The organism is Psychrobacter sp. CoH-33_TS_01, from assembly GCF_058189395.1.
On the sequence record NZ_JBVGQI010000013.1, the window covers coordinates 44,745 to 57,011 of the forward strand.

Sequence of the window (12,267 nt, forward strand, 5' to 3'; positions counted from 1 at the left end):
CGCAAAAGGTACAGCTCTATAGTGGCGCAAATGGGCGGTGGAGACAAGAAAACGGCGTTAAATTAATAATGCTGAGCGTAAAATAAGTTGAGGACTCAGGAAAACAGCAAAAACTTTCACTTATCCGAATATTAACGGATATATTATCCCGATGAACGGTAAGATATGCTACGCTTACGCAAATTTTACTAACACCCTACATTTTAGTACGATAAAATTAGTAATGGTAATGTCAGCTACCCTAATGCTGACTGTCTATAGACTAGCGAAAGATAACAGGCGAGTATTATGTTGAGATGGTGGTCCCGTAGCACTAGCTTTAACCTGAAGAGTACTTGGACGCGCGGCACTCGTGTGGCCAAGATGGGGTTGAGTGCCGGGGTTTTACTCATGACAACCTCGTGTACGACGACCTCGATTTACGACACCCCCATGCAGACGCTCAAACCGACTAAACCAGTTATCGCCTTAGTGTTAGGGGGTGGCGGTGCCAAAGGCTTTGCTCATGTTGGCGTCATCAAGGCGTTAGAGGCCCGCGGTATCAAGCCTGACTTAATCGTCGGCAGCAGTGTCGGCAGCTTTGTCGGTAGCCTTTACGCCAGTGGCATGACTGCCAATCACCTTGAGCATCTAGCGTTAACGACGACAGACAATGAATTGACAGACTTCACCCTAGCTTATCAAGGCATTATTGAAGGGGTGAAACTCAAAGACTTTGTGAACGCCCAAGTCGGTCAGCGTCCTATTGAAGCGCTGCCTATCCGTTTTGCAGCAGTCGCTACCGAAAAGCATACGGGCAAACAAGCCGTCTTTACCAGTGGCAATACCGGCTTGATAGTCCAAGCCTCATGCAGCGTGCCTAACGTGTTTATTGCCCCGCGCATTCCCGAGCAAGTCGGTAAAAAATACGTCGATGGTGGCGTAAGCAGTCTAGTGCCGGTCGATGCGGCGCGCGCCCTCGGTGCCGATGTGGTGATTGCGGTTGATATTACTGATGCCACCTCCACCAGTAAGGCAGACGGTCAACGTAATATCTGGTCGATGATGGAGCAGAGCTACGTCGCGATGCAAAATACTGCTAAAGACGGCACTGCTAAAGGCAAATATAGCCAAGGCGGTCTGCCGGTCAGCCAAGGGGAAGTCAATCGCGCCGATGTCATCATCCGGCCTAAAGTCGCCCATATTAGCTCAGTAGATACGTCACGGCGTGCCGAGACCATTACCGCTGGTGAAAAGGCGGCCAATGAAAAACTTGCCGCTATTGCCGAAGCCATTGCTAAAGCGGCTATTAATCCTGATATTAAATAAATGGCAGCTTGATGGCACAGTAGCTAGCAAAAACCACTTCTATTCCTAATTGGCGTAACGTAAAAAGGCTCCTAATCTATTGATTGGGAGCCTTTTTTCTACTTAATCATTTCACTATTTTAGCAAAACCTATTTCACCTTAGCGCGGTATTTCACTACAGTGGTCTCGTTTAGGCCTAGACCTTCGATATCCCAACGCACGCCTTTATAGAATTTCAAAGGAATTTCTTGACGAGTACCGTCGATGACCCCTTGTAGCGGCATGCGGGCAAACGTCTTGCCATCCACACTGCCTAAAGGAAATTCTGGAGAAACCACACGTAGCAATTCTACTTGCTCAGGCACCCCTACTGTCACCGTCATTTTACGGACGCGGTCTTTATTGGTATTGGTAAAATAGGCGTGATATTCCAAGACGTTGCCAGACTGCAAACGCGTATTGGCATTAACAGGAGCTAAAGTCTCTTGGCCATTGGCATCCACACTGACCAAAGCCGCAGTAATTTTACTGGTAACTGCAGCCGCGTTACCCGTGGCAGCTTGGGTATTTTGCTGAGCGATGGCCGCCGTTTCAGCTGAGCTTGGATTATTCAATTCCGATTCAGGGGTAGGTAGCATCGCAGAGGCTTGGGTGATTAGCGCGGCACTAAGTAGCGTACCAGTAAAGGCCGCCGCTAAACGACGCTTGCTAAATACAGTAGAGGTAGCATTGGCAGAGTGTTGTGGTGTCATCATGATGTTATTAATTCCTTTAAATGTCTTAGAGTTGAATCACTGTAGCAAATCTTGGATAGACTGTCCTTGTTTTTATGCAGACAGTATCTTTAGGCTCATTATAGAAGGTTTATCAGGGATATTAACAGTGTATTCTTAGCATAGCAAAAACCACTTAGCTGTATATAAGCCGCGTGTTTAGGTTATGTGTCAGACGCAGTTAGTGACGCTAATAAACGCTTACTGCTCTTTAGTGTCTATAGTGTGCTGAGTAGTGACCTACTAGCCCATAAAGCGCCGTAAAACGGCTCAGCAAAAGTAGGATTGATTCATAGCAACCTTAATAAAAAGATAGCCCAGACTGAGGAATTTTGCTATGGTAATTCACACTTATACCCACTTTTTATTGCGCCTAAAGACTGGGTAGAATATCTCCTTACTTTTTTATCCTCTCGTTATTTTGGAGCGGCACGCCTGCAACAGCACTATCATTTCGTGCTCAGCTCGCTAAAAATTGCTAACCCGCTTGAGCCTACTGCTCAAAGAAAATAGAATTTAGCGCCGCTCTAATAAAATAACTGCCACTTACTTTTTTGACTTTGATGATGACGACTAGCGCCATGCCACAGATTAACCCAGAATATATCCAATGGTTCCGTAATTCTGCCCCCTACATCAACACTCACCGAGGCAAAACCTTCGTGATTATGTTTGGCGGGGAAGCGGTCAACCATCCGACTTTTAGCACGTTGATTCATGATTTTGCTTTGCTTCACAGCTTAGGTATTAAGCTGGTGCTGGTGCATGGTGCGCGACCACAAATCGAGCGCAACGTAGAGCAAGCCAATATCAGCTCTCCATTATGTGATGGGGTGCGCGTAACGCCACGCGAGGCTATGCCGCACATCTTAGAGGCTGTAGGGGCCATTCGTTTGCAGATAGAGGCCCAGTTGTCTATGGGTCTGGCCAACTCCCCTATGTATGGCTCACGCATTGATGCAGTATCGGGCAACTTCGTGACCGCCCGTCCTTACGGCGTCCGTGATGGGGTAGATTACCAAATGACCGGTGAAGTGCGCTCCATCGATGTCGATGCCATCAAAAATAACTTAGCCCATAATCACATGGTGATCCTAGGCTCGATGGGGTATTCCGCCACGGGCGAAGTCTTTAACTTACTTGCTGAAGATGTCGCTTTGAAAGCTGCGGTAGCGTTGAATGCCGATAAGCTGATTTTCTTAGGCGAGCAGTCCGGTATTAGCGATGGCGAGCGCTTATTGCATGAAATGATTCCAAATGAAGTCGATCGTTTCTTACGCGACCGCGATACCAATCTTGAGATTAATTACTTCTTATACTGTGCCAGCTTAGCTTGCCGTCAAGGGGTTCATCGCACCCATATTATCTCATATGCTAAAGATGGCGCTTTATTAGAAGAACTGTTCACCCGCGATGGCTCAGGCACCTTGATTAGTCATGACCCGTATGAAGAGATTCGTCGCGCAGATATTGATGATGTCGTGGGTCTAGTAGAGTTAATCAAGCCGTTAGAAGAGCAAGGCATCTTAGTCAAAAGGACTCGGGAGCGTCTTGAGCAAGAGATTGAAAACTATAGTGTAATCGAGCGTGATGGTATGATTTTAGGCTGTGCTGCCCTCTACCCGCTTGACGATGCTTCCGCTGAAGTTGCTTGCGTCGCTGTACACCCTGAATATCGCAATGGTAGCCGCGGGGCCGACCTGCTAGCTTTCTTAGAGCAGCAAGCCCGCAGTCACAGCCTCTATAAACTATTTGTCTTAACCACTCGCACGGCGCATTGGTTTGTTGAGCAAGGCTTTGTTGAAGTTTCCGCAGACGAATTACCATCGGCTCGTCGTGAGGTCTATCATAATGGCCGTAACTCTAAAGTCTTCCAAAAATTGCTGTAGTTAGGCACGCTAGTTAGCCTTTTCTGACTCACAGCAAAAAGCCCCCGATATTGAATATTGGGGGCTTTTTTATGGTCTAGCGTGCTAAAAAGAGATCGTTTGCTAAAAACTGATGTTTCTAGCCCTTATGCCGCTTATTTAACTTCTTTTAGCTCAACCGTGAATAGCAAAGTGCTGTTTGGATCGATGCCTTGGTTGCCCGTCTCGCCATAAGCTAACTCTGAAGGGATAACGAATTCGTACTTACCGCCTTCTTTCATCAACTGTAGACCTTCAGTCCAGCCAGCGATGACTTGGTTCAATGGGAACTCAACGGGCTCGCCACGCTCATAAGAGCTGTCGAATACTGTACCGTCGATCAACTTACCTTCGTAATCTACTTTCACCACGTCAGTAGCTTTTGGTGATTTACCAGTACCTTCAGTGATCACTTTATACTGTAGGCCTGACTCAGTGGTTTTAAAACCTGCTTTTTTAGCATTGGCTGCTAAATATTCAGCGCCCTTTTTCTTATTGTCTTCTGCTTTGCCTTGCATTTCAGTGACCATTTCTTTTTCTTTCTTCTGCTGATACTCAGTCAAAATTTTGATCATTTGCTCTTCGGTCAAAGCAGCATCTTTACCTTCATAGCCGTCACGGAAGCCTAGCTCAAAAGTGTCTAAGTCTAAATCGCCGACCATGTCTTTATTGCTGTCAGCCATCATGTAACCGATGCTATAGCCTACTTTTTCTATCTCTGGGCTTTGCTCGGTGATCGTGACCGATTGGGCCGCTTTATTGCTGTTATTGGCACTACAACCCGTCACTAACAAAACTGCGCTAGTTAAGGCACTTAATACAAGGGTAGTATTTGCTTTCATAAAGATCTCATCTTATTTCAATAGAAGTTTAACGGGTGGTCTGACTTATAAAGTGGTCAACAGCTTTTAGCAGTGGCGAGCCACGCTTATTCGTCTATAACCACGCCTTTATATGTGCGCAATCATAGCAAATCTACACTCAGCAAGCTACGTTTTGCCAAAATCGCTTGCATTAATGTTATATTTTTGTTATCAGCGCCTACCTATACAGCGGGGTTTTATCTGTTATATGGGGCGTATGTCGTATTCTAACTTCCATATTAGCCTGATGTTAGTTAGAGTAAAGGAGTTTTGTAAATACCTAACTTTTCTTTATGGTAACATTGGAGTTAATAGTAAGGTTGTTTAACCAAACTAATAAGCTATTCCATAGTTTTGCAGGCTTTCACCTAACAAAATTTCATGTTATTCACTTTCATGTTTTTTGCACTAAAGACAACAACAAGCTCATAACAACATGGACCTGTAGTCACCCATTTTTTGGCCTGCAGTTGTCCTATGACTTTATCTCACTAGGAGAACAACATGGATCACATGTTTGTATCATTTAATAACTACCTTGGTGGCCCTATCGGCTCCATCATTGGCGCGATTTTGATTTTCGTTCTAGGATGGTTGGTAGCTCTAGGTATTGCAGCCTTAGTCCGTAACGTACTGGCTCGCATTAATCTAAATCAACGTATGAATACTTCGACGGGTAAGACTTATGACCTCGAGGGTATCATCTCCAAAATTATCTTCTGGTTTATTTTCATCATTGCTATTTCAGCAGCGCTAAACCAGCTAAACCTTAACTCTATTTCAGCTCCTTTTGCTAATATGGTCGGTCAAGTTTTAGGTTTCATCCCTAACCTCATTGGCGCTATCGCTGTGGGTATTATCGGTTGGGTTATCGCGACTATCGCGCGTACGGCCCTCAATGCTGCGTTGTCTAAGACGAGCATGGATGAGCGTTTAAGCGCTGAAGCGGGCATGAAGCCAATGAGTACCACGATCGCCGATATGGTGTACTGGTTCATTTTGCTGGTTGTCCTTACTATGGTCCTCGGCCAACTTGAGCTTGACGGCTTATTTGCGCCATTGACGAATATGGTTAATAAGATTTTTGACTTCCTCCCTAACCTAATCTTAGCTGGTGTGGTCTTCTTTGTCGGTTACATCATCGCCAAAGTCGTTCGCGGCATCGTGGTCAACTTAGTTTCTACTTTTAATGTGCAAGAATTGGCATCTAAAGCCGGTCTAAGCAACCAAAACAGCATCCCTAACATCGCTGGTTCTTTAGCGTTTTTAGTGGTTATCATCCCAACGATTTTAGCGGCTTTAGAAGCCCTAAAAGTTGAAGCTATTGTGCGCCCTGCGACCAATATGCTAAATAAAATCATGGAAGCTCTGCCAAACATCTTTATGGCAGTTGCGATTCTAGTGGTGACTTACTTCGTAGTTCGTATGGTTGCAAACATCGTAAAAGGCTTGCTTGAGAATACTCAAATAAACCAATTACCTGAGAAAGTTGGCCTAGCACAAACTATGGGTTCAACGCGCATCTCTGACTTAGTCGGTCATGCTATCTTATTCTTTGCTATGTTGTTTGCTGCTATCGCTGCCGCTGACTTACTGAACTTTGAAGCCATTAGTGCGCTTATCTTGATGTTCATCGACTTCGGTGCCAGCATCATCCTTGGTGCAGTTATCCTATTCATCGGTTTCTGGTTAGCCAACCTTATCGCCGGTATCGTTGAGCGTTCTGAGCAGGGTTCTCCATTCCTAGCCAACATCGTTCGCGTCCTTATCATGGGCCTAGTATTAGCTATGGGTCTAAAAGCGATGGGTATTGCTGACTCTATCGTGAACCTAGCCTTCGGTCTAACTTTGGGTGCTGTGGCTGTTGCCTTTGCCCTATCGTTTGGTCTTGGTGGTCAAGAAGCGGCTGCCCGTCTATTGCGTAAGCTACAAGACAAGGTCGATGAAGAGCGTACTGGTTTGAAAGTTGAAACGACTCGTCACACTAAAATGACGACGGATACTTCGGCTACTCAAAACGCTACTACTGATACCACTGCTCCAGCAGCAACGGTAGAGACTGACGTAAATACTTTAGATATCGGTGTTCCAACGTCGCCAAGCGCACTGGACAATGATAATTTAAAATAAGTTCAAACGTTTGCTAGGCTCGCTGTAACTCTGAGTTATAGCCCGTCTTACTAAAATAAAAGAGACAGCTACGGCTGTCTTTTTTTATGCGTAAGTAATCAGCGACTGCCCATAGCGATGGTCATACCGTGCTTTTTCTAGGTAAATTCCATGAGGCCAGAGACTGTTAGCCGCCACCTTATAGCGATGTTACTAAGCCCATAATGTCAAAGACGGGCTATTTGCTCTACAATGGATTGTATAACCCTTAGAAATATATAGGCTAAGACGCAAACTGCGCATAAAACTTATAAAAACCATTCATTAAGCAATAATTCGCAAAAATAAGGAAAGCACTATGATGAAACGCTTCAAGGAAAAGACCGTTATTATCACTGGGGCAGGCTCTGGTATTGGCCGCGCAACGGCTATTCGATTTGCCAAAGAAGGGGCGCGTCTCGTGCTAGTAGGACGCACTACTGAGACTTTAGAAGAGACCGTCAAACAGTTTCCTCAAGATCCCACTTGGATTCATTCAGAAAACTATCAAATTATTACCTGTGATATCAGCCAACAACACCAAGTGCGCGCCATGATAGACCACGTACTCAAAAAGTTTGAGCATATCGACGTGTTGGTGAATAATGCCGGTAAAGCTGTACAGGGTAAGATTACTGAGCTGAGCGCTGAAGACTGGCAAAGCGCTATAGATGTGAATCTCAATGGGACTTTTTATGTGTGCCAAGCTGCGATGCCAGCGTTAATAAAGTCCAAAGGTAATATTATCAATGTGTCCTCTGTGTCGGGTATGGGCGGGGACTGGAATATGGCCGCGTATAATGCCGCCAAAGCTGGGGTTACGAATCTAACCCGTACGCTAGCGATGGATCATGGCCGTGATGGCGTGCGTGTCAATGCGGTGAGTCCAAGCGTAACTAAAACCAACATGACGACTAAGATACAAGACAATGAAGAAAAAATTGAGAAATTTTTAGCCCGTTGTCCCTTAGGCCGTTTGGCGACCCCAGAGGATATCGCTGCCGCTATCACTTTCTTAGCGAGTGAAGATGCCGCTATGATTACGGGCGTTGATCTACCAGTCGATGGTGGTGTTAGTGCCTCGAATGGTCAGCCGCAGTTTTAACGCTAAAAATTAGTATAAATAATTTATTATCAATCATTTAGTATTAGTCATAAAAAAACCCTTAGCTTATTGAATTAGGCTAAGGGTTTTTTTGCGCTATAAGTTAGATTTAGGCTAATGACAGCTTAAGTCATCACTTATTCACATCTTTTAGCGGTTGAGATAAGCGCTCAGGGTGTTTAGGGACCACCCCTTTATACTGCTCAAGTATCTTAGACATGTCCTTCTTGATATCGCCTGTGGGTAATACGGGCTGCATAAAACGCACTTCTTTGGTTTTATAGTCCATAGCTACCGGTACGATAGGAACTCCAGCTCCTGCAGCAATGTAATAGAACCCGGTCTTCCACTCTTTGGTATAAGCGCGCGTTCCTTCAGGAGATAGCCCTAGTAATAAAGGCTTTTCCGACTTAAAACGATCGATGCTGGTTTGTAATACCGAACCCTTTTTACCCCGATCGATAGGAATAATACCTGCCCACCGTAAAAATGGGGATAAAACGGGCACTTTAAACAGGCTTTCTTTGCCCATTATTTTAATATCTAAATCTAACGCTAATATCGAGGGAATAGCAAACAGTCCATCAATATTTGAGGTATGGGGCAAAGCTAAGAATACTGCTTTAGGCACATTCGGAATATCGCCAACGACCTTCCAACCCAGTACCTTTAGTACCGCTTTCGCGATTGGTGGTGCAATGATACCGCCCCGTCTAGGGACTTTATCGCCTAACTTTTTACGGGTCAAAGGACTGCGAGTAAACTTTGGATATTGAGGGTCAGTCATATAAGTCTCTATGCTAATTAGGCCCAGTTAAATTACAGTAAACAACTGTTATCATACCACAATATCAGCCAAGTCCCCTTTAGACTCTAACCACGACTTACGATCCGAAGAGCGTTTTTTGGCAAGCAGCATATCCATGACGCTATTGGTTAAGTGCATATCATCCATATCCAATTGCACCAAACGGCGGGTATCAGGGTTCAAAGTAGTATCCCGCAGCTGCTCAGCGCTCATTTCACCCAAGCCTTTAAAGCGGGTAATCTGCGGTTTCTTATTACCCGGTACTGCGCTCAAAATCTGTGTCAATTCGCTCTCATCCAACGCATAATGCACCTCTTTGCCCACATCAATACGGTACAAAGGCGGCATAGCGACAAACAAATGACCAGCATCTACTAAGGCTGGGAAATGCTTGACGAATAAAGCACAAATTAACGTGGCAATATGCAACCCATCCGAGTCCGCATCGGCTAGGATACAGACCTTATCGTAGCGCAGTTCAGACAAGTCATCCGATGCCGGGTCTACCCCAATAGCAATGGCAATGTCATGAATCTCTTGGCTCGCCAATACCGTATCAGGCGATACTTCCCAAGTGTTTAGGATCTTACCTTTTAACGGTAAAATCGCTTGGAAATGGCGGTCACGTGCTTGTTTGGCACTGCCCCCTGCCGAGTCCCCTTCTACCAAGAATAACTCCGCACCATCGCGTAAATTACCACGACAATCCGCTAATTTACCTGGCAAAGCCGGCCCTTGCGTAATCTTCTTACGCGCTACTTTTTTGGCTGATTTAAGACGAGTGCCTGCTTTAGAAATGGCCAATTCGGCAATCTGTGCGCCCAAATCAGCATGTTGGTTGAGCCATAAGCTAAAGGCATCCTTTGCTTGGGCTTGTACGGCTGCTGCTGCCTCACGACTTGATAAGCGCTCTTTCGTCTGACCAGAGAACTGCGGCTCAGAAAACTTCAACGATAGAATATAGTTGACGCCATCCCAAATGTCTTCACCGGTCAACTTCACATTACGTGGCAATAAGTTATGAATATCACAAAACTCACGCAGTGCTTCTAAAATACCAGTACGCAGACCATTAACGTGGGTACCGCCCTGTGCAGTGGGGATTAGGTTCACGTAACTCTCTTGAATCGGAGTACCGCCCTCAGGTAACCACGATAGCGCAAAGGTCACCCCTGCTCGCTCGCCTTGCTTGGCTTCATAACTAAAATAAAACGGCTCTGGTGGCAGCGTCTCAAGACCATCTAATTGTTCATCAAGGTACTCAACCACGCCATCGGCAAACTGCCAAACGACTTTATCGTTATTAATATCATCAATAAACTCAATTCTTAAACCTGCTGATAACACGGCCTTGGCTTTAAGGTTATGCTTGAGCTGTTTGACACTAAATTTCGGCGAATCAAAGAAAGAGCCATCCACCCAAAAGCGTACCTTAGTACCACGCTTACGTTTATTAGGGCTCACCGACTCGGTAAGTTCTGTCACCGGAGCGCCGTTTTCGAAAGCCATATCATATTGCGTACTATCGCGCCAAACCGAGACCTCTACGCGTTTTGACAGCGCATTGACGACCGAAATACCCACACCGTGCAAACCACCAGACACCTGATAGTTGCTGGTAGAAAATTTACCCCCAGCATGCAAGCGGGTAAATATCAGCTCGATACCCGATTGGTTAAATTCAGGATGAATATCTGTCGGCATACCACGGCCATCATCTTCTACCGATAGCGAGCCGTCTTCATACAGCTGTACTTTAATGGTTTTGGCATAGCCGGCTAACGCTTCATCTACCGAGTTGTCTATGACCTCTTGCGCCAAATGGTTGGGACGCGTGGTATCCGTATACATACCAGGACGGCGACGGACCGGCTCCAGTCCCTCTAAGACTTCAAGTGATTGGGCGTTATATTGATTCACGGTGGTATCCTTTGCCTTGCGGGCAGCTGAGATGCTTAACTAAAGTTTTCTATGAGCTTATTATAACGAATATTGCCTAAGATATCGGGGTCAAATCAACAGTCACGACAGTTAATGTCGTTAGTAATGAACTTGCAACCGCAACAGGTTAAGCCAGTAAACTCAAGGCTTTTGGTAATAATATCGGTAATAGCTCAGCAAAGTCAGTCATCCGATGATCCCCTCCTTCCTGCAGCACCACTTTTGCTCCCTTCTGCCGATAAAAATCCGTGGCAATCTCTGGGTTTAATAGCTCATCACCGGCTTTAATCCAAGCCAGTACCTTTTTAGGGTGACTAACCGCTGTTAAGCAATGCTCAGCAAACCACGCTAAATGAGCCGGCGTTATCTGCCAACCGCCGGTAGACTGATAAATAACCGTATCCGCATCAACAGTCTCAGGCTGGCCTTGCAAAAACCGCTGCAGACTAATATGCGGTTGTGTACTAGGATTTAACAACACCGCAGGGCAACCCATATGATTACTGACTAGGGTGGTAAAATACCCACCCAATGAACTGCCCATTAATAAAGTGGAACTTGTTTGCTCTTTTTTCCCTACTAACTCGCACAATAACTTAAAGACTTGTGAAGGGGGCACATTTAAATCAGGACATACTACTTCAATATCAGGATGATGCGCTGCACAGTAGGTTTCTAACATGAGACCTTTCATAGAGTTAGCAGAGCTGTCTAATCCATGAATATAAATGATTTTCATATCTTTCTCTTCATATCAGTTAATGAAAAACCACTTTTTAATAAAGCTGTGTTTATTCCGTGTTGCCTAAAGATTATCACGCTTTAATCCATGATAATATTAACAAAATAGGAAGGCCTTATTCTAACTGTGCTAGATACTGCTTTCGCTTTATAATTAATACACCCTTTTAAATTTATTCGTAGACATAGAGTCGTCATGCAAAACCAAATTGAGCTCTTTGCCGTTGAAAACCCTTGCGTTGGCGTCTGCCGAAGCAATAAGAAAGGGTATTGCTTCGGCTGTCTACGCAGCCGCCCTGAGCGGCAAATGTGGTTTCAGATGACTAATGAACAGCGCCGCGAAGTATTACGGCTGATAGTGGGTCGTCGGCAACGTATTGAGCAGATGCGTAGGCGCAAACAGGAGCAGCTGGGCTTTGATTTTGGGGAAGATGAGGTTGGTGATTTGTTTTAGAGACAGCCCCTGCCTTTTTTAAAGGAAGGCTGGGATGGATTGCAATTAAACAATAAAAAGCCCCCGGTGCGTGAGCAAAGGGGGCTTTTTAATTTAGAACTATAGATACTGAACTGCAGGCAAAGAAAAGCCCCTTAACAATTAAGTTAAGGGGCTAATCAAGGTATAGGGAGCTGACGATGACCTACTCTCACATGGGCGAACCACACTACCATTGGCGCTAAGACGTTTCACTTCTG

Annotated in this window: 10 protein-coding genes; 5 read left to right on the plus strand and 5 right to left on the minus strand. The window is 45.3% G+C overall.

Annotated features, from left to right (window positions below; genetic code table 11):
- The first annotated feature begins 288 nt into the window (after nt 1-288).
- The gene (locus ACZ2XM_RS14815) at nt 289-1,308 is read left to right on the plus strand and encodes a patatin-like phospholipase family protein (RefSeq protein ID WP_490589732.1); all 1,020 of its coding nucleotides are present in this window, start codon (nt 289-291) and stop codon (nt 1,306-1,308) included.
- Nucleotides 1,309-1,437: 129 nt separating this feature from the next.
- Here ACZ2XM_RS14815 and ACZ2XM_RS14820 read toward each other — a convergent pair whose 3' ends face one another.
- Nucleotides 1,438-2,043: a hypothetical protein gene (locus ACZ2XM_RS14820; protein ID WP_490589733.1), complete on the minus strand. Its 606-nt coding sequence runs from the start codon at nt 2,041-2,043 to the stop codon at nt 1,438-1,440.
- A 584-nt stretch (nt 2,044-2,627) separates the two neighbouring features.
- Between ACZ2XM_RS14820 and argA the strand changes: the two genes are divergently transcribed.
- Entirely contained in the window at nt 2,628-3,950 is a 1,323-nt protein-coding gene (argA, locus tag ACZ2XM_RS14825) for an amino-acid N-acetyltransferase (RefSeq protein ID WP_490589742.1), read from the plus strand.
- Nucleotides 3,951-4,084: 134 nt separating this feature from the next.
- Here argA and bamJ read toward each other — a convergent pair whose 3' ends face one another.
- Nucleotides 4,085-4,810 carry a BamJ family beta-barrel-assembly machinery protein gene (gene bamJ / locus ACZ2XM_RS14830; RefSeq protein ID WP_490589734.1) on the minus strand — a complete coding sequence of 242 codons (726 nt, stop codon included), beginning with the start codon at nt 4,808-4,810 and terminating at the stop codon, nt 4,085-4,087.
- Between the two features lie 525 nt (nt 4,811-5,335).
- Between bamJ and ACZ2XM_RS14835 the strand changes: the two genes are divergently transcribed.
- Nucleotides 5,336-6,961 carry a mechanosensitive ion channel gene (locus tag ACZ2XM_RS14835; protein ID WP_490589735.1) on the plus strand — a complete coding sequence of 542 codons (1,626 nt, stop codon included), beginning with the start codon at nt 5,336-5,338 and terminating at the stop codon, nt 6,959-6,961.
- Nucleotides 6,962-7,298: 337 nt separating this feature from the next.
- Nucleotides 7,299-8,084 carry a meso-2,3-butanediol dehydrogenase gene (budC, locus tag ACZ2XM_RS14840; protein ID WP_490589736.1) on the plus strand — a complete coding sequence of 262 codons (786 nt, stop codon included), beginning with the start codon at nt 7,299-7,301 and terminating at the stop codon, nt 8,082-8,084.
- Nucleotides 8,085-8,217: 133 nt separating this feature from the next.
- Here the strand turns inward: budC and ACZ2XM_RS14845 are convergent, their stop codons facing one another.
- The 3 genes from ACZ2XM_RS14845 to ACZ2XM_RS14855 all read right to left on the minus strand — a co-directional run bounded on the left by ACZ2XM_RS14845 (nt 8,218) and on the right by ACZ2XM_RS14855 (nt 11,572).
- Nucleotides 8,218-8,871: a lysophospholipid acyltransferase family protein gene (locus tag ACZ2XM_RS14845; protein ID WP_490589737.1), complete on the minus strand. Its 654-nt coding sequence runs from the start codon at nt 8,869-8,871 to the stop codon at nt 8,218-8,220.
- Between the two features lie 51 nt (nt 8,872-8,922).
- The gene (parE, locus tag ACZ2XM_RS14850; protein ID WP_490589738.1) at nt 8,923-10,812 is read right to left on the minus strand and encodes a DNA topoisomerase IV subunit B; all 1,890 of its coding nucleotides are present in this window, start codon (nt 10,810-10,812) and stop codon (nt 8,923-8,925) included.
- A gap of 148 nt (nt 10,813-10,960) precedes the next feature.
- Entirely contained in the window at nt 10,961-11,572 is a 612-nt protein-coding gene (locus tag ACZ2XM_RS14855) for a YqiA/YcfP family alpha/beta fold hydrolase (protein WP_490589739.1), read from the minus strand.
- A 198-nt stretch (nt 11,573-11,770) separates the two neighbouring features.
- On the opposite strand from ACZ2XM_RS14855, the gene ACZ2XM_RS14860 reads away from it, so the two are divergent.
- Entirely contained in the window at nt 11,771-12,028 is a 258-nt protein-coding gene (locus tag ACZ2XM_RS14860) for a DUF1289 domain-containing protein (RefSeq protein WP_490589740.1), read from the plus strand.
- Nucleotides 12,029-12,267 lie beyond the last annotated feature (239 nt).